The following is a 21484-nucleotide window of genomic DNA, read 5'->3' as shown; positions in this document are numbered from 1 at the left end:
AACTTATGAGGTCAATATAGATGATAAGAATTGAATTAAATAAGAGCATTCGCTTTGAAAATGTCGCTTCTATTCGAAAAAAATTAAAAAAATCTAACATAAATCGTGCCGTTTCGTAACCTGCCGAATTATCAAACCGTAAACTACAAATATCAAAATTCAGGTGAACTTTATGAAAAAAAACAATCATATTTTGTTTAATTATAACATTAATTTTTTCGGTTCTTAGTTTTATCTATTATATCCCAACATTTACGGATACGACAATTTTAGTGTTGGGCGTGGTTGTTATGCTAAATCTTTTTATAGTTGCTGAGCTAAATAAAATAACCCAACAACCTGAAAAAGTTCAGCTTTGGAGAGTGTACTTTTCTGTTATTTGTTCCGGATTAATATTAGTTATTAAGATGTGAAGCGGAATTGTGAAGTCTGAGAGACTTGCTTTTGAGAAAGGGGTGAAAAAATGGAGTGAGTTCTTTCGACTACGGGTTCTATTTAATTGACGAGTATTATTGGAGTTTTATCTCAAAAATAATTAATCTATTAAATTTAAATTCGGGAATACCAGCAAAACAAAATTTTAAATAAAACAAAAAAAGTATTTTTAGCTTCTTCTATGCTGACCATACTCATGCTTATAACATCCTTAATCGTGTATCAATAATCAAAAACACAGGAAGTGTGTTTTAATGGCTTTTCACAAAAAGTATACCGTTATCAAACAGAATGATATAAAAGATTGCGGAGTCGCATGCATTGCCGTAGTAACGAAACAGTACGGACGACAAATTCATTTATCGCGAATCAGGGAAATCGCCGGCACCGACCTCCAAGGAACCAACGCCCTCGGCCTCATCAAGGCCGCCGAAAAACTCGGTTTTACAGCCAAGGGAGTCAAAGGCGACAAAGAGGCCTTCTTCAGTGATTTTCCCCTGCCTGCGATTGCCCATGTCGTCATCGACCAGTCGCTGCTGCATTATGTCGTCATACATAAGATTTCCAAGAAACAAGTGATAGTTGCCGATCCGGCCAAAGGCATTGTCAAATATCCCCCGGATGATTTCTTCAAGATCTGGACGGGGGTTCTTATATTGATGGTTCCGACTCCCCAGTTCAAGAAAGGAGACGAGACAAAGGGGCTTTTTTCGCGGTTCTTCGGCTTGCTCAAGCCGCAAAAAAAGCTGCTTGTCCATATTTTTTTCGCCTCCGTTCTTTTTACCGTGCTCGGGATACTCGGAGCGTTTTATTTCAAGTTTTTAATGGACGATATTCTCCCCTATGCACTGGAAAAAACCTTGCATATCGTCTCGATCGGCATTATCGCCCTTTATCTGTTTAAAATCATTCTGAACGCATTCCGGTCCCATCTCCTGCTTTATCTTAGCCAGAAGCTCGACTTAAGCCTCATTCTTGGCTATTACCAGCATGTACTCGGGCTTCCGATGAACTTTTTCAGTACTCGCAAGGTCGGCGAGATCATTTCGCGTCTGATGGATGCTTCCAAGGTGCGGGAAGCGATATCGGGCGCGACGCTGACGATGATGATCGATACGCTGATGGTTGTTGTCGGCGGGGCGATTCTGTATTCCCAAAGTCCGTTTCTGTTCGGGATTACGGCAGCGCTCGTTCCACTGTACGTCGCCATCGTCTGGGTATTCCATAAACCGTTCAAAACGGTCAACGAAAAGCAGATGGAAGAAAACGCGCAGCTTACTTCCTATATTGTCGAGTCTATCAACGGTATTGAAACCGTCAAAGCCTATAACGCCGAATGGCAGTCCGACTACGAGACGGAAAAGAAGTTTGTCCGACTTCTGCGTACGCTGTTCAAGTTCGGCTGGATCAATAATTTGCAAAGCTCCTTCAAAGGCTTTGTCGAGCTGGTTGGCGGCGTGGTCATTTTATGGATCGGATCCTATCAGGTTATGCAAGGGCAAATGAGTGTCGGTCAGCTCATTACATACAACGCTCTGCTCGCCTACTTCCTTCAACCGATACAGAATATTATTAATCTTCAGCCGATGATGCAGACGGCCGTAGTCGCTTCCAATCGTCTGGGCGAGATTTTGGACCTGGAGCTGGAGCGTTCCGCCGACGAGGACAAAAAGATTTTTCCAACAAGTCTTCGGGGCGACATCGAGTTTCGGAATGTCGATTTTCGCTACGGAACCCGGGCGCTAGTGCTTAAGAACATCAATCTGGATATCGCTCCGGGGGAAAAGGTTGCGTTTGTCGGCGAAAGCGGATCAGGCAAAACGACGCTCGTCAAGCTGCTTATGAACTTCTACCCTTACGAAAAAGGGGACATCGTCGTCAATCGTTACAATATCCAGGACATGAATATCGATGCTTTGCGAAGCAAGATTGCCTATATTCCGCAGGAAAACTTCTTTTTCAGCGGCACGATCAGGGAAAATCTGGTTCTGGGCTTGCGGGAAGAAATTCCGTTCGAGAAGGTAATCGAGGCGGCGGAAATGGCGAAGGCGCATGAATTCATTAACCGGCTTCCTCTTCGTTATCAAACGATGCTGGAAGAGAATGGAGCCAACTTGTCCGGGGGACAAAGGCAAAGGCTTGCGATTGCCAGAGCGCTTCTTAAAAATCCCGATATCCTTATTATGGACGAGGCCACAAGCAATCTCGATTCCACGACGGAGAAGGCGATTTCCGACACCATTCAAAATATCGGCCGGGAAGTAACCACGATCATTATCGCCCATCGTTTAAGCACGATTATGCGCTGCGATCGCATTTTTGTCATGGAGAACGGGGAGTTTATCGAGACCGGCACCCATCACGAATTGATGCTCCGCAAAGGGAAGTATTACGAGCTGTGGAAAGATCAGCTGCCCGAACATGAAGATCGGCGCGAGAATGCGGAGTCTGCCGGCGAATTGAGACAGGGGAAGGTTTACGCATGAGCGTGATTGTGAGAGATTTGAAGGACTTGTCCGACAGCAGGGAGCTTCTGGAAACGAAAGCGTCTCCCGTCATTCCGGTTTTTATTTATATTTTGATCGCTTTGCTGGCTGCAGCATTGATGTGGACTTACTTTGGGGAGAGAGATGTCGTGGTCAAAACGGCAGGCATCGTTCGGCCGAATTCGCAGATCAGCACGGTGAAAACGAAAGTGACCGGACAGGTCGCGTCGATCGGCTTCGATGCCGGGCAACGGGTTGAAAAAGGGCAAAGACTGATGTCGCTAAAGGCGGATGCGCTTGAACAGCAAAAGGAAATATACGCAGAGCAAATCAAGCAAAAGGAGGCGGACCTTCGGCAGCTTAGCTGGTTTAAGACGAGCGTTCAGTCCGGCAAAGATCAATTTCCCGAAGCTGCCCATGGATCGGAAATTTATGAACAGTTCAAAAAATATCTTCTCGATTACGAACAGTTGCAGAACGAGATTCAAAAATACGAAGCGGACGTTCGGAAACTGCAAGGCGAAAATCAGTACAACCTGCAGGTGACGCGTCAGCAAAAGACCGAATTGACTCAGGAACTTGAAGAAATGGGACTGCTGCTTCAGTCGGTTCGGGAAAATAAAAACTTGTTCAAGAGCGCCGGCGGAGTATATGTCGGTCAATACATTCAATACAACTATAAGATTAAACAACTGGAGGAGGTCGTGTCGGAGAAGCAAAACCAATACGAAACTTCAATGACGCTCGGAATCGACCTGGTCCCTGCTCGGCAAATCGAAAATGAATGGAAAGCTTTAGAGAGCGCCAAATTGGAATTGGAACGTTACCGAAACGAAACGATTACGGCACTGGAGACCGAAATTTACAATGCGGAGAAGAAGTTGGCGGATCTCGAAGCCGTATTGGCCAAAAAGGATTACGATTCCGAGGTAGCAAAGGCAGGGAAGCGGCAGCTTGAAGCGGCGGTCGGCAAGTTCGAGCAAGATAAGCTGGTGGAAATCGGAGCTTCGATTCAAGCCGTAGAAGACCAATTGCGAAACCTTCGAGATCAGGTCGAACAGACGGAACTCGGGGTGAACGACTATGTTATCGAAGCGCCGATAGGCGGAATCGTCAATGTTGTTTCGGAAGTTAACGAGGGGGACTTGGTTGCTTCCGGAACCGAGGTTTTAACGATCATTCCGGAGAACGATTCTCAATTTACGATTCGTCTTACTGTGCAAAATAAAGATATTGCCGATATTCGCGTCGGCGATCCGATCAAATATCACTTCCCTGCGCTTCCGTACAAGGAATACGGCGAGCTGGAAGGGACAATCACGAAGATCAGCACCGATGCAAGCTACAACCAGGCGGACGGTCAAAGTTACTATGCCGTCGAGGCGACGATCGAAAACAAGCCGTTATACAGCTATAAGGGCGAGGAAGCCTCCATTAAGGTCGGCATGATTTGTGAAGCGTACGTCGTAACGGAATCCCAGAAAATCTTGTATTTTCTGCTCGAGAAGCTGGATTTGCGAGAATAATAAAGGAGCTCCAAATGGTGAAAAACAGGATTCGTTTTTCCATTGTCATTTTGGTTTGCTTGGTTATTTCATTTGGCGCGACAAGCTACGCGGAAACCCCTTTCCTCGCTACGCCTCCCGTTAAAGTGACGCTTGATGAAGTCGTTGAGACCGGAATCAAGGGAAGCCGCAATTTGCAACTGCTGCGTTATACGGTTCAAATGCTGCAGTATCAGAAGATGGATGCCGAGGACGATATCAAAGAAATCGACCAGGCCGGAAACTTTTCGCTGTTGCCGACAGATCCGGGAACGATAGCGGCCGGTATGCCGAACGACGGAAGTCTGAGCGAGGAAGAATGGCTTCGAATCGTACTGACTCAGGTGCAGATTAATTCAACGCTTAATGAGATCATCAAGGCCCAAGGCGAACAAACGGCCAAGCAGCTGAGCGAACAAAGGAAGCAATTGCTTTCGCTGATCGACGAAATCGACATTCAAAAAGGGAAGACCAATCTGCAGCAGGAAGCCGAAACAGAGGCGATCGAGCTTTATTTGACAACTCTGTTTTATCAGATTGTGAGCGTGAAGGAACAACTCGCTTTTTCGAAAGAAGAGACTGCATACTTGAACAATGAATGGGTCAGGATCAGCCTCCTTAAGGAAAAAGGGCTGTCGGATCAAATGGCGGTCGATCGTGCGGCTGCTGCAGCAGACCAGAAGGAGCTGGAACTGCATTTGTTGCAAGCCCAATACGCGTCGTTGCTTGGGCAACTGGCCTTTCAAATGAATTGGGACTCTAGCGACGTAGAGCTGGTAGCCGAAGCGGAAGAGGAATTCCGGGAACTCTCCTTTCCGGCCGATTACCGCTCATGGTTGGTAAACTCTTATGCTTATCGGCTGGCCCAGGAGGATGTCAAATCGGCCGAATACGCGGAAAAGGCCGCAGCTTCGGAAAGCTTTCACACGCGGATGCAAAAAGAAGCGGAAAAAAATGCGGCCGTTCAAAAACGGGATCAGCTGTATCAGGAATTGTACCGCATATTGGTTGCCGCCCATATGGAAGCGGAGCAGTCTTATGCGAAGGGAAAGCAGTTATTAGAGCAGGAGAAAGCTGCGCGCAACGAAAATCTGTTGGCGGAAAAGAAATGGGATCTCGGGCTAATTTCCCAGACGGAGCGGGACAAAGCCGCGTTAAGTTATCATAAGGCTGTAATGCAGCGTAAACAAGCGGCAATCGATTATAAGCTTAAACTCATAGAAATTGAAGCGATGAAGCGGGGATATTTCGGTATTTAGTTCTACAAATTATGACAAATTTCTCGACAGGGCTGGTCTAAAATAGAAATGCACACACTTGCATATCCATTATTTCATCTAAAAGGAAGAAGGGAAGTGTCAGGTTGAAACGATTTTTGGCAACGATTGCATCAGCCGCGATGCTGTTTGCGTACGCGGGAACGGCCGGAGCGGCCGCGCAGCAAAAACCGATCCAGGTGCTGCTGAACGGCGAGCCCGTTCAATTTGCCGTGGCACCGGCCGCTATCGAAGGCAAGACGTTCGTCGAATTCCGTTCGCTGTTCGTGGCGCTGGGGTACGAGGTGGCTTATGACGCCGGGATCAAAAAAATCACGGCAACGTCGAGCGGCCGGACCATCGAAATGACGGTCGGCGCGGATGCCGCGTTCGTAGACGGCAGCGCCGTTCCGATCGATAACCAGCTCCGAATTGAAAAAGGCCGCACGCTCGTTGGCGTCCGGTTTATCGCGACGCTGTCCGGCAAGGATGTCGCTTGGGACGCAGCCGCGAAAACGGTCGTCATCGTCGACGGCGGGCCGACGGCCGAGCAGGAGGCCGCGGTGTTCGCTTTGCTGGACAAGATGCAGGCCGCCGAAGAGGCATGGGATTACGACGCGACGATCGCGCTTTTTTCGGACGATTCTCCGTTAAGGGAAGACTATAGCGAGGAACTTGCGGCAACGTGGGATCGGCTTCGAACGAAGACAACCATTTTGGAGAAAAAGATCGTGTCCTATTCGGCGGAGGAGACGGTCCTTGAAACCGTGGAGGAAAACGTTAAAACCGGAGGAGCGGGTTTTTCGCCCGACGCTCAGGTAAATTACGTCTATACGCTGCGCCCCGCGGCGAACGGAGAGTGGAGAATTTACAATCTCCAGGTCGTTAACTTCGTCGCAACGAACGTTCCGGAGCTGTTCGAGCAAGCCGCCGACGTCCCGGCAGAGGAAGCGACGGCGTTGAGGGCGGTTCTGGATCGGCAAATTCAGGCCCTCCAGGAAGAAAACCTGGACGATTACCTGGCTACGATGCATTTGGACGATGCCGGAATGAAAGAGGCGGCGTCGGCCCAAATCCGGCAGCTGTTCGACACCTCCGATTCCAAAATGACGATCGAAAAGTTTGTGGTCGCCGACTACTACGATACGAACAGAGCGACAATCCTGTTCGAAGCGGTTACCGAGGTTCAAGTGGCCAGACAGACCGTTAAAGTCCGTTCGGTCATGGCCAACGACGCCGAAAAAAGAGACGGAACATGGCTGCTCGATCCGGTTGCGATCTCGCTGGAAAACGAGCAGCTGTAATCGGACGCGTTCATGCGACGGCAGGGGGAAGCTCCTGCCGTTTTTCGTGTTGTATAATAGACAAGTCCAACCGAACATACGAAATTGGAACAACGGACAGATTGGGTGATGTCGTGAATTTGCTCGAAATCCGCGGATTGGAGAGATTTGCGGAGCATACGCTTGTATTTCCCGCGTTTCAACTGGAAGTGGGGCCGCACGATGTGACGGCGTTGTATACGAGCATGAACGTGCGCCATGCGCTGCTGGCGAATCTGGCGGGCAAGCTGCCCGTTTCGAGCGGAGAGATCCGGGTAAACGGGGAGACCTGCGCCGGCAATCGAAAGCGGTATTTTTCGCAAATCGGCTTTTTATTTTTAAACGATGGGCTTTACGAACGGCTCACGGTAAAGGAATACTTTTTTTTCTGCAAAAAATTGTACGGGTCCGCTTTGGACGTCGAGGACACGATCCGTTCGACAAAGCTGGAGACGAAGGCCAGAACGCGTATTTCGCAATTGAACCCGTCGGAGAAAAGAAGGGTTCAATTTGCCCGGATCCTGTTGCAGGACCCGAGCCTATTCGTGTTCGAGGAGCCGGATCAAAACGTCGACAACGAAACGAGGCTCGTGCTCCAAAGAATCGTCGCCAGGCTGCGCGAACTCGGCAAGGGCGTTCTCGTGCTGACCGGCAGCATGGAAACCGCCCTCGGCATGACGGACAAGGTATACCGTCTCGACGAAAAAGGGCTGAAAGCATTTGACATTCAAGAAAGGCGGGAGGCCGAGGCGGAGGCGGACGTTCCGGAGGAAGAACTGTCCGTTCAGCAGCTCGTGCGGTTCGAGAAAATCCCGGCTCGGATGAACGACAAAATGATCCTGTTCAACCCGCCGGAGATCGATTACATCGAAAGCAACGAGGGCCAGACCCATCTTTATATCGACGGAGAAGCGTATCCGTCGACGTTCAAAATCAACGAGCTGGAGGACCGGTTGCGGACGCACGGATTTTTTCGCTGCCACCGCTCCTACATCGTCAATCTGCAAAAGGTAAGAGAGGTCGTCACGTTCACCCGCAACAGCTACAGTCTCGTGTTGGACGATCGGGTGAAGTCGTCGGTTCCTCTGTCCAAGACGAAAATGGCGGAATTAAAAGAAATGATGGGCCTTAAATAAGCTCCGTTCGCGGCCGGAAATGCTCCGTTCGCGCCCGGGGACGCTCCTTTGGACGGGATGATGATGCGCCCCGGCCCGATCTGCTCTAGGATAAGGGCATAGCGAAGTCATATGCGGAGGTTGAAAGCGCGATGGAAAATATTATCGAAGTGACGGCGTTGGAAAAATCGTTTTCCGGTTCCCGGGCTTTAACGAATGTATCCTTTAGCGTACGGAAGGGAGAAATTTTCGGTTTTTTGGGACCGAGCGGGTCGGGAAAAACGACGACCATCAAAATCCTGACGGCTCAGCTGAAGCCTACCTCGGGGACCGCCTATGTGTTCGGAGCGAGCGCGGACCGGCTGCGGGAAGCCCGATACCGCAAAAAAATCGGCATCATTACGGATAACACGGCTTTATACGCCCGATTGTCCGTCTACGACAATTTGAAGCTGTATTGCGATTTGTACGATGTGCCCGTTAGCCGAATCGGCGAAGTTCTGGCGATGGTGAACATGGAAGGCGAGAGCAAGAAAACCGTCTCCAAGCTGTCCAAAGGGATGCTCCAAAGAATCGTATTGGCGCGCGCCCTTCTGCACGAGCCCGAGCTGTTGTTCCTCGACGAGCCGACATCCGCGCTCGATCCGGTAAACACGAAGCATATTTACGAGGGCCTGAATCGGTTAAAAGAGCGGGGAACGACGATCTTTTTGACGACGCACGATATGAACGAAGCCGAAACGCTGTGCGATCGGGTCGCTTTTTTGAACAACGGAGAGATACAATTGCTGGGTTCCCCGCAAAAGCTGCGCCGGCAGCGCGGAGACGCGACGTTGACCGTCGAGCTGACAGACGGGTCCACCGTCATCGTGCCGAAGGGGCCGGAAGGGGCTCGGGAATTGTTCGAATACATGAGCGCCGATCGGATTGCGTCGGTCCAAACGAATTTTCCGACGCTTGGCGATATTTTCGTAGAAGTAACCGGGAGGAAGCTGGCATGACGTTATCGATGAAGCGGGTTTTCGCGATTTTACAAAAAGACTACAAAGACATGTCCCGCAATTTGTACGTCTCGACGACGCTGTTGATGCCGATCGTGCTGTCGGTCATTTATGGCCGGATGGGCGCAGGGAGCATCGATACCTACTACTTGGTTTTCAACATGACGTTCGTCCTGGTAACCGCGTATGTGCAAGCGTCGCTGATCGCGGAAGAGAAAGAAAAGAACACGCTGCGCGGGCTCATGCTGTCGCCTGCCAGCACGCTCGAGATTTTTTGCGGCAAAAACTTGCTGAGCTTTCTGGCGACCGTCCTGATCGTGACGGTTTGCATGGCGCTGCAGGAGTACAATCCGCAAAATATGCCGGTCGTAATCGCCGCCTTGTTTTTGTCCGTCCTCTTTTATTTGGGCCTCGGGACGTTGATCGGGCTGTTTACGAAATCGGTGATGGAAGCGTCGGTCGCGGTTTTGCCGTTTTTCGCGATTTTCAGCTTCGGCTCCTATGTCACCCTCTTCATCGAGCAGTATCCGTTTCTGTCCGTATTGGAGGCGCTGCCGAATTTGCAGCTGCTCGAATTGGCAAAACGGGTGGAAGCGGGCGCGGGATTCGCCGATACGGCGGGCCATCTGGGCATCATCCTCGCATGGGCGGTCGCCATTCATATTTTGGCCGCATTCGTCTACAAGAAACGCATGGTCGACGAATAAAAACGAGAAAAGACTTAACTTCTGCCGCTATTTTCCGATATGATGAGGTGGTATAGGAAAAATACCCAAATCGGGAGACGGGAAGTGCTCTATTGAAACGCTTCGTTGGATTGGCCGTGACCGCAATGCTCTTGTTCGCCTCCATGATGGGGACGGCGTCCGCCGCGAGCGGACAGCCGGAGATCAAAGTTCTGCTTAACGGAGAGCCGCTTCGATTCAACCAAAATCCGGTCGCGATGGACGGACGGACGTTCGTCGAATTCCGGACTTTGTTCGAAGCGTTCGGCTATGAAGTTTTCTATGAAAATGCCACGAAAAAAATTACGGCGGAATCCGACAGCCGTTACATCGAAATGACGATCGGGGCGGATATCGCGTTCGTGAACGGCACGGCCGTCGAGGTCAACAAGCAGTTGACGACGCTTAACGGCCGCACGCTCGTCGGCGTGAAGTTTTTGGCGGATCTGTCCGGCAAAGAAGCGAGCTGGGAATCCGCGGCCAAAACGGTCGTCATCGTCGACGGCGGGCCGACGGCCGAGCAGCAGCAGGCTCTGTTCGGCGTGCTGGATCAGGTGCTCGCGGCGGAAGAAGCCTCGGACGCCGATGCGCTGATGGCCCTGTTTCACGACGAGTCCGAGATCAAGGATGCCATGGATGCCGCCATTCGCGAGCAGTTCTCGACAGCGAAGACGAAAACGACGATCGAAGACCGATATGTCGGCTATTATACCGACGAGGAAGCGCTCGTCGTCACGCTGGAGAAGTCCGTCAAAGTCAGCGGCGGCTTTTTCCTCGACAACGAGAGCGAAGTCGAATATACGCTCCGGCCGGATGCGAGCGGCCAGTGGAAAATTTACGACATTTACGTTCCTTACACCGACTACACGAACCTGGATCGCTTGTTCGATCAAGCCGTAACGGTGCCGGATGCGGACAAGGCGGCGATCGAAGCCGTGTTGAGCGCGCAGATGAAGGCGGCTTCCGAGGGCGACACGGGAGCTTACGTGGCGACGATGCATTTCGAGGACGAAACGCTGAAGGCGGATGCTTCGGCGGCGATCGAGGAGCTGTTTGCCTCCTATTCGACCAAAGCGACGGTGGAACAGCAAGCGATTGTCGAATACAACGGAGCGGACCGGGCGACGCTCGCGTTCGTCATGGTTTCGGAAGTGACGATGGAGGACCTTTCGTACACCGTTCGCTCGACGATGCTTAACGACGCGGTGAAGGTGGACGGAAAATGGCTGCTGGAGCCTTACACGTCGGAGCTCGCCAGCGAAGAGCTGTGATCGTAACGTGATCGCGGCCGGGCGCGGCTACTCGGCTGCGAAACGGGGCCGCAACTAGAAATAGGACTGTTTTGAGCGGGAGCTCTGCCGCAGAGGGCAGAATTCGCCGCCGGAACAGTCCTTTTCTACTTTTCCGTAAGCTGTTCCGGCTAGATCATCAGGAGCTCGCGGATTTCCTGCTCGGTGATCGCCGACAGCGCCTCTTCTCCCGGCTGGATCACTTCGGCGATCAAATCTTTTTTCCGCTGCTGAAGCTCCACGATTTTTTCCTCGATCGTACCCTGGGCGACAAGCCGGATCACCTGCACGACCTTTTTTTGCCCGATCCGGTGCGCGCGATCCGCCGCTTGCTGCTCGACGGCCGGGTTCCACCACAAATCGTACAAAATGACGGTGTCCGCGCCGGTCAAATTCAACCCCGTGCCTCCGGCGCGCAGGGAGATCAGGAACAGATCGTGCTCGCCTTCGTTGAATCTTCTGCACAGCTCGACGCGGTCTTTCGCGGGCGTTTGCCCGTCGAGATAAAAGCAAGGCAGGCCCCGGAGCTCGAGCTCCTCCCGGATCAGGCCGAGCATGGAGGTGAACTGGGAGAAAATGAGCAGCCGCTTGCCGGCGGCCAGCGCTTCCTCCACGATGTCGAGCAGCTGTTCCAGCTTGCCGGAGTCGCCTTCGTAGTTTTCCACGAACAGGGAGGGGTGGCAGCACAGCTGGCGCAGCCTCGTCAGTCCGGCCAGTATTTTCATCCGGCTCTTTTGAAAGCCCTCCGTCCGCAAATGGTCGATCGTCTCCGCCTGAAGCTTCGCCAAATACGCGACGTACAGCTTCTTCTGCTCGTCGGTGAGCTCGGACAGCTGCAGGGTTTCGATTTTGTCCGGCAGTTCTTTCAGCACGTCGGTTTTGAGCCGGCGCAAAATGAACGGGCGCACCCGCTTCGCGACCGCTTCCCGGGACAGCTCCGCAAACCGGCTGCGGCTGCCGAACAGCTCGGGAAACACCGCGTCGCAAAGCGACCACAGCTCGTCGAGCGAGTTTTCGATCGGCGTTCCGGTCAGGGCGAAGCGATGCGCCGCCCGAATGATCTTGACCGCCTGGAACGTCTGGGTGGCGTGGTTTTTGAGCGCCTGCGCCTCGTCGAGAAACAGCGCGTGGAACCGCTGTCCCGCGTACAGCTCCATATCCCGGCGGAGCAGCGGATAGGACGTAATGAGCACGTCGACGCTGCCCAGGTCCTCCAGCGCCCCGCTCCGCTCCTGCTTGGCGCCGGCGGCCATCCGGACGTTCAAATCCGGGGCAAAGCGCGCGATTTCGTTGCGCCAGTTGTAAATGAGCGAAGCCGGAGAGACGATCAGCGCGGGCAAGCCCGCTTCGCGAATCCGCTCCAGGTTGGATTCGATAAACGCGATCGCCTGCAGCGTCTTGCCGAGGCCCATGTCATCGGCGAGGATGCCGCCGAAATGGTAGCTGGCCAGCGTTTTCATCCATTGAAAGCCGAATTTCTGGTAATCCCGCAAAATCGGGGCGAGCCGTTCCGGCACGGCAAAATCCAGATTGTCTGGATTTCGCATATTGTCCAGCAGCTGCCGGAAGGCGCGCCCGAGCTTGACGTTCGCCGTCCGCGGCCCCTCTTCCATCAGCGCCAGTCCCCGCACGGCGGACAGGTCGAGGCGCGAGCTTTTGATGTCGTTTTTGCGGATGCCCATTTCGTCCATGAGGCGGGCGATTTCGAGAAACCCTTCGTCCTCGAGCGACAGAAACGCCCCGCCCGGCAGCCGGTAGTACGATTTTTTTTCAACGAGCGTTTTCAAAATGAGACCGATCTCCCGCTCGTCGATGCCTTCCATATCGAACCGGACTTCCAGCCACTGCGTGCGGGGGTCCATGTCGATCGTCATCCGCGGCGGAGGCGGGGGCTCTCGCAGCATGGCGTCCATGGCGCCTGTGGCCGTCACTTCGGCCAGCTTCTCCAGTTGGGGCAGCAGCCGGTATTGAAACCGGTAGACGCTTTCTTCGTCGTCCAGGTACAGCTCGCTTCCGTTGTATTTGAAGGCGGCCCGTTCGATCAGGCTCATAATGCGCCCTTCGGCTTCCACGTCGCGCATCAAAATGCGTTCCGAGTCGCCGGCTCTGCCTTTTCCCGGTTGCATCGGATCGATTTCAATGTCGTCATACTTATACGTCAGCCTGGCGAGCAGCCTTCCGTTCAGCCAGTCGAGCCCGATTCTGGCCTGCAGTTTCGGGCTCACGATCCGATCGGCGATCGCCTGGGCGATCGTCACCTCCCCGATTCGGCGAAGACCGGGGATGACCCGGTCCATGAAAGGCTCCATCTGCTCCGGGGGAATAAGCATATGCTTGCCGGGCTTGTACGCGAACAAGCGCTTCACTTCCTCCAGCCGCCGCATGGACGACTCTTCCATCCGGTGGAGAATGCCGTCCGCGACGACGACCCCGTAGCTGTCCATGACGAGCGTCCGGTCGAGACCGCGGATATCGAGCTGAAACCCTTCGGCCGGCGCCTGATTCAGCTCGAATTGCAGCGGCGGCGGTTCGTCGGTGACGACGATCCGGTCGACCTCGCGCATGCCGTGCGCGAAGCGGACGTTCGCCGCCTCGAACAAGGGAAGCAGTTCTTCCCATGCATAGGGCGGAACGATCATGTAGCGTTCGTGCTGAAAGCCGAAGCCTCCGTAGCTGCTGCGAAACGCCTCCCGGTACGCCTCCTCGCTGCGCCCGATATCGATCAGGCGGCGAACGATCGCCTCGTCCCCGGGCTTGAACGCATGCGCCGTCGGGTCGTAGGTAAACAGCTTGGCGAACGCGACCGGCAGCTGCTGATCGACCTTCTGCAGGAAATCCTTGATTTTTTGCACGACGTAGAGGCGTTTCGGTCCGACCTTCATCTCGATCGCGAACAAAGGCGAGCGGCTGTGCTCGTTCACGGGCGAGCAGATAAATTCCGTTTCCAGAAACTGCGCCTGTACGCCGGGAGCCTCGTCATGGAACGGAGCGTTCGAGACGGGGCCGTCGAAAAGGGAAATCATGTTTTTGGCAAATTGGATATCCCGGCTCGTGAACGCCGGCGCCGGCGGCTGGGTAAACGGCACGGTGCCCGTCTGCCGATCGGGCTTCGGCTGCGATTCGTAAAGGTGGACAAGGACGGCCGCAATATGTTTGCAATAGTATTGATTGTGGTAAGCGGGACAAGTGCAGCGGGCGTCCTGAACGCCGGAGTCGTCCATGACGATCCGCTGGTCGTATTCCTCTTCGCCGACGACGACGGCGCGAACCGTCCGTTTCCCCTCGTCGATTTCGACTTTGGTCACGCGGTGCTGCTCGTAGTATTTCCGCCCGCGCTCGTACGAAATGGAACCGCACAGCAGCTTGATTTGTTGAAGCGATAGGGAATGGATCATCTTCTTTTCCTTCCGCTTATTGTTAATATTTCATTATACCACACGGGGGGCGGGATAAACGATTGTACTTGCGCGACCGGGACTTTCGATCTATCGAAACGACACCATCGATCATGTATGATGGGTATAATGTCGCAATAAAATCGAACTCGTGCTGGAGGAAGAGCCATGGCCCGAATCCTGATCGCCGACGATTCGGCGGTGATGCGAGCTACGCTGAAGAGCATTTTGACGAAAGCCGGACACGCGATTGCCGCGGAAGCCTTCAACGGCCGGGAGGCCGTGGAGATGTACGAGCGCTTCCGGCCGGATCTGGTGACGATGGACGTCATGATGCCGGAAATGGACGGAATCGCGGCAATTCGTCACATTTGCGAATTCGATCCGCGGGCTCGAATCGTCGTTCTGTCGACGATGGAGCGCCAGGAGACGATCGCGGAGGCGATTCGGGCGGGAGCGAAGGAATTCATCACCAAGCCGTTTATCGAACAGCGGGTCGTTCATATCGTCGGCCATGTGCTGGGCAGATGAACCGAAGGGCCGATCGGCCGGTTCTCGAACCGGCGATCGGCCCTTCTTTTTGCCTCGGCCTTTATTGTTCCTTGAGCGGAACGAGGTGCGTAAGCTGCGGCGAGACGATCACTTTAATGACGTGATGCGCTTTGTCGTATTCGACTTTGCCGGAGCCGGCCGACGAAGCGGGAGAGGAGCCGAGCACGTAAAACAGGTCGTCCGCGAGCGTGCGCAGGCAGACGTCCCGCTCCGGCTGCTCCAGTTCCTCCCACTCGCCCTTCGTCATTTCGAACGTTTCGTAACAATCGGGAATGGCGGTCAGCGCCTTGGATAAATCGTCCAAAATTTTGTCGTATTCCCGCGTATACCGGATCGCCACCGAGACCACATCCTTTCGTAAGTTTCATTATAGCGAATGCCAGGTGTTGCATAAACTTTATTTACGGATGACAAATCCGCTATAATGGGTACTTGAAGCAAGACGCACGGATAGAAAAATAGGGGATGATGCATGTGGCGGCTTGGCCTCGTATCGCGCGAATCTTATCCAAACCGTTTGTTTTCTTTACGATAATGATGGCGCTCAAAATTTATTTGGCCCGCTTCGTCATCTTCGACGGAGGGCATGTCTGGATGCCGCTTGCGACCGGCATTCCGTCCGTCTGGGTCGCGTTCTGCCTTGTAGAACTGCTGTTTTACAAGCGCAAGCTCGGCGCTTATTTAACGGTTAATCTGATTTTGACCTCCGTCTATTTTGCGGTCATCATGTATTACAAATATTTCGGCGTCATCGTCACCTACCATGCTTTGCAGCAGGTCGGACAGGTTACGGAAGTGAAAAGCAGCGTGTTCTCGCTGCTGCATCCTTACTTTCTGCTTATCTACGTCGATATCGTCGTCCTGTTTATTTTACTGCTTTCCAGTCGCAAGGTTCGGGCCTGGGGGAGAAGCCTTGCCGTACGGGAACCGAGGGCCGTATCGGCTTCCGTCGGCGCGCTTTCGATCGTGATGTGCGCGGCCAGCATTTATCCGTACAAGGACGGAATGAACGAAATTTTGCAAGCTCAAAAAATGGGAATCCTCAACTATGAAGCTTATGTCGCGTTCGGGGCTTCGAAGGACGAGCCGGTCGATACGAGCGAAGTGACGCAGGAGCGGATTCGCGAGATCAAGGGCATCGAGGATAAAGCCGAACCGGCCTATTGGGAAGCGGCCAAAGGCAAAAACGTCATCATTATCCAGCTGGAAGCGTTCCAGAACTTCCTGATCGGCATGGAAGTGGACGGCAAGGAAGTGACGCCGAACCTGAACAAGCTGGCTTCCGAAAGCTTTTATTTCCCGCATTTTTACCAGCAGGTCGGGCAAGGCAACACCTCGGATGCGGAATTCGTCGTGAACACGTCGTTCTTTATTCCTCCTCACGGCGCCGCTTCCCAGGTGTACGCGGACAAGGAACTGCCGAGCATGCCGAAGACGCTGGCGGAGCACGGCTACGACACCGCCACTTTCCATACGAACGACGTCTCGTTCTGGAACCGCGAAGAGCTTTATCAGGCGCTCGGCTTCGGCCAATATTACGACACCGCTTTTTTCGGCGAGGAAGATTTCGTCATGTTCGGAGCTTCCGACGAAGTGCTGTACGAGAAAACGGCCGGCGTGCTGGAAACGATGCGGCAAAGCGGCAAACCGTTTTACGCCCAGGTGATCTCGATGTCCGCCCATCATCCGTTCAATCTGCCGGAACGCAAAATCCGGATGGAGCTGCCGGAAAAGTACGACGATACGCTGGTCGGCCATTATATCGGCGCGCAAAATTACGCGGACCTCGCCCTCGGCCAATTTATCGAACGGCTGAAAAGCAGCGGCATTTGGGACGAGAGTCTCGTTATCATCTATGGTGACCACCAGGGATTGCCGGTATACTCGCTGACCAAAGAAGAGAAAAGCCTTATGAAAGAAATCTACGGCCGGGATTACGAGTCTCCGGACATGTTGAACATCCCGCTTATTCTCAAGCTGCCCGGCCAAACCGAAGGCCAGGTGCTCGAGCAAACGGGCGGGCAATCCGATCTGTTTCCGACGATCGCGAATTTGGCCGGCATTTCGCTGGACGATCATATCCACTTCGGTCAGGATATCCTGAACGAAACGGAAAACGTGCTGCCGCAAAGGTATTACCTGCCGTCGGGTTCGTTCGTGAACGACGGGGCGGTATTCGTCCCCGGCCTCGGGTTCGAGGACGGCGTCGTCTACCCGTTCTCCGGCGGCGAGGCCGCGGAAGGCGACGTAACCGAGGAACAGTACGAAAACGCGCTGGAGCTGATCAGCATGTCCGACAGCTACGTGGAGTCTCTCCCCGAACGAAACTGACGAAAAACGCCCGAAAATTGGTCGACCCCCGCCAGGCTAAGCCCAGCGGGGGTCATTCGTTTAAGCGCAACCGCGCGATGTTTCCTGAAACTCACTTGCACGAAAACAACGAAAGCCCTGCCTCTCAATCGTTCTTGCGGTTCCTTGACCGCTCCAGCGAGAATTCGTGTTCCTTTCCCAGCAGCCATTATATTAAAGGAATGTGAAAGAGAACGGAGGCGATATCCCTTTAGAGGAAAAATCAGAGGGTCACACTTAAATCACTAATGAATTATACTTCATCTGGATAACTATGTCAAGGGTTCTCCACATTTTTTGGCAAAATTACCGAAACGACCGTTCCTTGGTCCGGGGCGGAGCGGACGCTCGCCTGGCCTCCGACGCCGCGTGCCCGCTCTTCCATACTGAACAGTCCGACCCCCTGGCTTTCCGGCATCGGGACGAAGCCGACGCCCCGATCCTCGACGCGCGCATAGACATGCGTTTCCGACTCCCAGACGTCGACCGTTGCCTCCGCAACCCCCGCGTACTTGCCGATGTTGGTGAGCGCCTCCTGAACGATCCGGTAAAGCGCGGTTTCCGTCTGGCGGTCCATGCGGCCCGCCAGCTTGCAGGTCAAGCGGACGCGAATGCCGTAATGCTGGGAAAACATCTCCGAGTAGCTCCGCAGGGCGGGAGCGACCCCGAGATCGTCCAGCACGGACGGCCGCAGCTCCCAGGCGAGCTCCCGCACCTCCTCCATGATGCCGGTGACGTCCCGGCGAAGCTGGGCAAGCTCCGGCGCATGCCCGGGCTGGGCGAGCAGCCGGTCGAGGTGGATCGCCAGGCCGAACAGGCTTTGGCCGATGCCGTCGTGCAGCTCGCGGGAAAACCGCTTGCGCTCCTCTTCCTGGATGCGCATGACGCGCGTCATCATCCGCTGCAGCTCCTGTTCCGCCTTCTTCAGCGGGGTGACCTCGTTGCGGATCGCCAAATATTGATAAGGCTTTCCCGATTCGTCCACGAACGGCACGATCGTCGTGTACACCCAATAGTAGCTGCCGTCCTTTGCCCTGTTGCGAATTTCGCCCCGCCACACCTCGCCGGATTGAATGGTCCGCCATAATTCGCGCATGAACGATTTTCCGTGGTAGCCGGAATTGATGATCCGGTGATCGCTCCCGAGCAGCTCTTCGCGGCTGTACTTGGAAATTTCGCAAAACTTCCCGTTCACATAGCGGATAATCCCTTTGCGGTCGGTCATCGCCACGATCGACGATTCGTCCAGCGCAAGCTTCAGATGGTTGAATTGCTGGAGCATCTGCTTAAGCTCGCTCCGAAATTCGGCGGTCATCGGAAACCCGGGATCGTCGAGGCTCGAGACCAGTTCGTCGACGCGTTTGGCTTCTTCAGGCGTCAAAGTTCAGCAACCCCTTTTTGAGCGCGTATTTGACCAGATCGGGCCGCGTCTTGAGACCGAGCTTTTCCATGACGTGGGCTTTGTGGGTTTCGACCGTTTTGACGCTGATGATGAGGTGCTCGGCAATATCCTTGTTGGAATAGCCCTTGGCGATCCAGCCGAGCACTTCCTTCTCGCGTTCCGAAAGCAGATCGTAGGCGTCCGCGCTTTCGCCGCGGCGGATCCGCTCCATATATTCGTTCATGAGCCGCTTCGTGGCGGTCGGGTACAAGTAGGCGTTGCCCTCGGAAACCGATTGAATCGCGGCCAGCAGTTCTTCGTGGGGGGCGCTTTTCAAAATGTAGCCCGATGCCCCGGCATGAATCGAGCGAAATAAATACTCGTCGTCATCGTGCATCGTCAAAATGAGCACGGCAATGTCGGGCATCAGCTTTTTCAGTTCGCCCGTCGCGGTCAAGCCGTCTTTGCCGTGCGGCATGCTTAGGTCCATCAGCACCACGTCCGGCGAAAGCTCCCGGGCCAACCGGATCGCCTCGTCTCCGTCCGCGGCGTCGCCTGCCACTTCGATGCCGGGCTTGCTCTCGAGCAGCATCCGCAAGCCCGAACGGACGACAGCGTGGTCGTCGACGAGCAAAATGCGTACGTTGTCCAAGCCGTTTCCCCCTCTCGTTCTCTCTATCTTATCAGGAGATTTCCCCGAAATGAACCTTGCCCCCTTCCGAATCGTACTCTCCCAACTGCCCGAGCCACTTGGCCGACATCTGGAGCACCGTCAGATTTTCCGGCGTGAAGCAGCGAACGGACCGAAACCCGGCCAGGAGCACGCCTTTTAATTGTCCATGGACGTTGACGGGCAAACCGGCCGCGGTCTGAAGCTTCTCGAGCAGCATGAACGGGGACTGTTCCTTCATCCGCGAGGCGCTCGGATTGCAGGGGTCCAATACGAGCGGCCGGCCGATTCTCGGAACGGTTCCCTCCAGCCCCCGTCCGATCCGAATGGAAAGCATGCGGTATCTGTCGTCGCCGCAGCCCGATGCGATAGCCCAGTCCAGCCGGCGTTCCCGGTCCTGCATCCATGCCAATGCCGCAACATCGGCCGACAGGAGCTCGCGCAATAGATGAAGCTCTTTTTCCATCAGCTCGCGCACCTTTTCAACCATCCTTTCTCACCTCGCCTCGCTTTTCCGGTCGTCATCCTCTCATTAATTGTATTCTTTCTTGCGGGGGCTGTAAGTCGGGGAATTCCCCTAATTTGCGGTAAGGGAAGCGAAGCCGACGTTCTTAGGAAAAAATCAGGGCCCGCCTCCGTCAGGATCGGGAATTCTCCCGATGGGGGACGGCACGAAGAAGAGCTATGATGAAGACATCAGAAGGGAGAGGATTCAAATGGCAAACTGGATGAGAACAAACCGGATCGCCGCCGTGCTGCTCGTCGTCGTGAGGTTTTATCTCGGGTGGAAGTGGATCGAGGCGGGGTGGCACAAGATCGTGGACGGCTTCAGCGCCGCCGGCTTCCTGAATAAAGCGATCGAAACGCCGGTGCTCGCGACCGGCACGGAAAATGCGATGTACCCGAATTTCGTGGCCTTCCTCAAGCATTTCGCGCTTCCGAACGTCGAACTGATCAACGTGCTCATTCCCTGGGGAGAGTTTCTGGTCGGCCTGGGCCTCATACTGGGGGGCTTGACGGTTACCGCCGCCTTCTTCGGAATGATGATGAACTTCATGTTCCTGCTGGCCGGCACCGTATCGAGCAATCCGTGGCTGATTTTGTTCGGCATCGTCGTCCTGCTCGCCGGCAACAACGCGGGCAAGTTCGGACTCGACTACTACCTGCTGCCCTGGATCAAACGCGCCTACCGCCACATCGTCAAACGCAAGCACCCGACCGATCCGGCCGCGCCGGTCAATCGCCAAGGGGTAGCCGGATGACCGGGAAAGCGGACGAGGTTCCCGCAGGCGGGCCTCGGCGCACCGCTGACAATCGGAGGCTACAAAGCGGACGAAGTTTCCGCACGCGGGCCTCGGCCTCGCGTCGCAGCGAAAGCTGCAGCGCGAAGCCGGGGTTATTTTTTTGGGCGGACGACAAGCTTCGCGACGATCGGCGGAACGAAAGTTTTACAATGAGGGGGAGTCACGTAACCGGGAGGCGCTGCGAATGAACCGTTTTTCCGTTGTGCTGCGAAGTTTAAGGATGTGGCTGCTTTCTTTTCCCGTTGTCCGGCTCGCGCTGCCGCTTCACCTGCATTTATTGTTCGGCGGGCTTGGCGTGCTGTTTTTGGAAAAATTCCTGATCGAGATTTTGCCTTATTCGGTCTACGACACGCTGAATTTTTTGTTTTACACGATCCCCTTGTCTGTTATCGCTTATTACGGTTTTTTCGCCGGAGTGTGGCTGACGCTCGTGTCCGAACGCATCGACCGGCTGCCTTACGGATTGTGGGGGTACGCCTTCGTCATCCTGTTCCCGTTCCAGCACTTGACCCTCCATGCGATTGTCGGCGCCGTCATTTACGGCCTGCTCGGCTTGGGAATGCATCGATACGTGAAATTCGCTTCGGCGGAGCGGAAAACGGGGAAGATTTAGCCCGGAAGAGCGGGCGGCCTTTATCTTGCCGCCTCCGCACGCGTGAA

17 protein-coding genes are annotated in these 21484 nt (G+C 54.3%); 12 read left to right on the top strand and 5 right to left on the bottom strand.

Annotated features, from left to right (window positions below; all coding sequences use genetic code 11):
- Window positions 1-689: 689 nt before the first annotated feature.
- From B7E11_RS08515 to B7E11_RS08480, 8 genes are all read left to right on the top strand, one after another.
- Window positions 690-2921: a peptidase domain-containing ABC transporter gene (locus B7E11_RS08515; protein ID WP_080833325.1), complete on the top strand. Its 2232-nt coding sequence runs from the start codon at window positions 690-692 to the stop codon at window positions 2919-2921.
- A complete protein-coding gene (locus B7E11_RS08510) occupies window positions 2918-4447 on the top strand; it encodes a beta-barrel domain-containing protein (RefSeq protein ID WP_080833323.1) in 1530 nt (509 codons plus the stop codon). The genes B7E11_RS08515 and B7E11_RS08510 overlap by 4 nt, the downstream gene beginning before the upstream one ends.
- Window positions 4448-4464: 17 nt before the next feature.
- Entirely contained in the window at window positions 4465-5724 is a 1260-nt protein-coding gene (locus B7E11_RS08505) for a TolC family protein (protein WP_139787120.1), read from the top strand.
- A gap of 104 nt (window positions 5725-5828) precedes the next feature.
- Window positions 5829-7025, top strand: coding sequence for a copper amine oxidase N-terminal domain-containing protein (locus tag B7E11_RS08500; RefSeq protein ID WP_080833320.1), 1197 nt, complete (start codon window positions 5829-5831; stop codon window positions 7023-7025).
- 113 nt (window positions 7026-7138) lie between these two features.
- Window positions 7139-8179, top strand: a complete 1041-nt coding sequence (locus B7E11_RS08495) for a LytTR family transcriptional regulator DNA-binding domain-containing protein (RefSeq protein ID WP_080833803.1) — start codon at window positions 7139-7141, stop codon at window positions 8177-8179.
- 131 nt (window positions 8180-8310) lie between these two features.
- Complete coding sequence (locus B7E11_RS08490; RefSeq protein WP_080833318.1) at window positions 8311-9159, top strand: ABC transporter ATP-binding protein; 849 nt, start codon at window positions 8311-8313, stop codon at window positions 9157-9159.
- The gene (locus B7E11_RS08485) at window positions 9156-9866 is read left to right on the top strand and encodes an ABC transporter permease (protein ID WP_080833316.1); all 711 of its coding nucleotides are present in this window, start codon (window positions 9156-9158) and stop codon (window positions 9864-9866) included. The genes B7E11_RS08490 and B7E11_RS08485 overlap by 4 nt, the downstream gene beginning before the upstream one ends.
- 92 nt (window positions 9867-9958) lie before the next feature.
- Entirely contained in the window at window positions 9959-11155 is a 1197-nt protein-coding gene (locus tag B7E11_RS08480) for a copper amine oxidase N-terminal domain-containing protein (protein WP_080833314.1), read from the top strand.
- 149 nt (window positions 11156-11304) lie between these two features.
- Here B7E11_RS08480 and B7E11_RS08475 read toward each other — a convergent pair whose 3' ends face one another.
- A complete protein-coding gene (locus B7E11_RS08475; RefSeq protein ID WP_080833312.1) occupies window positions 11305-14568 on the bottom strand; it encodes a DEAD/DEAH box helicase in 3264 nt (1087 codons plus the stop codon).
- A gap of 168 nt (window positions 14569-14736) precedes the next feature.
- Between B7E11_RS08475 and B7E11_RS08470 the strand changes: the two genes are divergently transcribed.
- Window positions 14737-15099, top strand: a complete 363-nt coding sequence (locus tag B7E11_RS08470) for a response regulator (RefSeq protein ID WP_080833310.1) — start codon at window positions 14737-14739, stop codon at window positions 15097-15099.
- 61 nt (window positions 15100-15160) lie between these two features.
- Here the strand turns inward: B7E11_RS08470 and B7E11_RS08465 are convergent, their stop codons facing one another.
- Window positions 15161-15460: a hypothetical protein gene (locus tag B7E11_RS08465; RefSeq protein ID WP_080833308.1), complete on the bottom strand. Its 300-nt coding sequence runs from the start codon at window positions 15458-15460 to the stop codon at window positions 15161-15163.
- Window positions 15461-15588: 128 nt separating this feature from the next.
- Between B7E11_RS08465 and B7E11_RS08460 the strand changes: the two genes are divergently transcribed.
- Window positions 15589-17451 carry an LTA synthase family protein gene (locus tag B7E11_RS08460; RefSeq protein WP_425430060.1) on the top strand — a complete coding sequence of 621 codons (1863 nt, stop codon included), beginning with the start codon at window positions 15589-15591 and terminating at the stop codon, window positions 17449-17451.
- Window positions 17452-17746: 295 nt separating this feature from the next.
- On the opposite strand, the gene B7E11_RS08455 is transcribed toward B7E11_RS08460, so the two are convergent.
- Genes B7E11_RS08455 through B7E11_RS08445 form a run of 3 tightly spaced genes read right to left on the bottom strand, consistent with a single transcriptional unit; the run spans window position 17747 to window position 20010 of the window.
- Window positions 17747-18784: a PAS domain-containing sensor histidine kinase gene (locus B7E11_RS08455; RefSeq protein WP_080833801.1), complete on the bottom strand. Its 1038-nt coding sequence runs from the start codon at window positions 18782-18784 to the stop codon at window positions 17747-17749.
- A gap of 55 nt (window positions 18785-18839) precedes the next feature.
- On the bottom strand, window positions 18840-19502 hold the full coding sequence (locus tag B7E11_RS08450; RefSeq protein ID WP_275901459.1) for a response regulator transcription factor: 663 nt from the start codon (window positions 19500-19502) through the stop codon (window positions 18840-18842).
- A gap of 31 nt (window positions 19503-19533) precedes the next feature.
- Window positions 19534-20010, bottom strand: coding sequence for a GAF domain-containing protein (locus B7E11_RS08445; protein WP_080833302.1), 477 nt, complete (start codon window positions 20008-20010; stop codon window positions 19534-19536).
- A 226-nt stretch (window positions 20011-20236) separates the two neighbouring features.
- Between B7E11_RS08445 and B7E11_RS08440 the strand changes: the two genes are divergently transcribed.
- Window positions 20237-20782, top strand: coding sequence for a DoxX family membrane protein (locus tag B7E11_RS08440; protein WP_080833300.1), 546 nt, complete (start codon window positions 20237-20239; stop codon window positions 20780-20782).
- 226 nt (window positions 20783-21008) lie between these two features.
- A complete protein-coding gene (locus B7E11_RS08435) occupies window positions 21009-21437 on the top strand; it encodes a hypothetical protein (RefSeq protein ID WP_080833298.1) in 429 nt (142 codons plus the stop codon).
- The last annotated feature ends 47 nt before the right edge of the window (window positions 21438-21484 follow it).

The sequence above is a fragment of the Cohnella massiliensis genome, from assembly GCF_900169535.1.
Lineage (GTDB): Bacteria > Bacillota > Bacilli > Paenibacillales > Paenibacillaceae > Cohnella > Cohnella algarum.
This window is presented reverse-complemented; position numbering and strand designations above follow the sequence as displayed.

Excerpts from the sequence above, each read along its gene's own strand:
- B7E11_RS08510 (WP_080833323.1), top strand. The coding sequence starts at position 2,918 with ATGAGCGTGATTGTGAGAGATTTGAAGGACTTGTCCGACAGCAGGGAG.
- B7E11_RS08440 (WP_080833300.1), top strand. The coding sequence starts at position 20,237 with ATGGCAAACTGGATGAGAACAAACCGGATCGCCGCCGTGCTGCTCGTC.
- B7E11_RS08445 (WP_080833302.1), bottom strand. The coding sequence starts at position 20,010 with ATGGTTGAAAAGGTGCGCGAGCTGATGGAAAAAGAGCTTCATCTATTG.
- B7E11_RS08490 (WP_080833318.1), top strand. The coding sequence starts at position 8,311 with ATGGAAAATATTATCGAAGTGACGGCGTTGGAAAAATCGTTTTCCGGT.
- B7E11_RS08485 (WP_080833316.1), top strand. The coding sequence starts at position 9,156 with ATGACGTTATCGATGAAGCGGGTTTTCGCGATTTTACAAAAAGACTAC.
- B7E11_RS08470 (WP_080833310.1), top strand. The coding sequence starts at position 14,737 with ATGGCCCGAATCCTGATCGCCGACGATTCGGCGGTGATGCGAGCTACG.
- B7E11_RS08515 (WP_080833325.1), top strand. The coding sequence starts at position 690 with ATGGCTTTTCACAAAAAGTATACCGTTATCAAACAGAATGATATAAAA.
- B7E11_RS08455 (WP_080833801.1), bottom strand. The coding sequence starts at position 18,784 with ATGACCGCCGAATTTCGGAGCGAGCTTAAGCAGATGCTCCAGCAATTC.
- B7E11_RS08460 (WP_425430060.1), top strand. The coding sequence starts at position 15,589 with ATGCATGTGGCGGCTTGGCCTCGTATCGCGCGAATCTTATCCAAACCG.
- B7E11_RS08475 (WP_080833312.1), bottom strand. The coding sequence starts at position 14,568 with ATGATCCATTCCCTATCGCTTCAACAAATCAAGCTGCTGTGCGGTTCC.
- B7E11_RS08435 (WP_080833298.1), top strand. The coding sequence starts at position 21,009 with ATGAACCGTTTTTCCGTTGTGCTGCGAAGTTTAAGGATGTGGCTGCTT.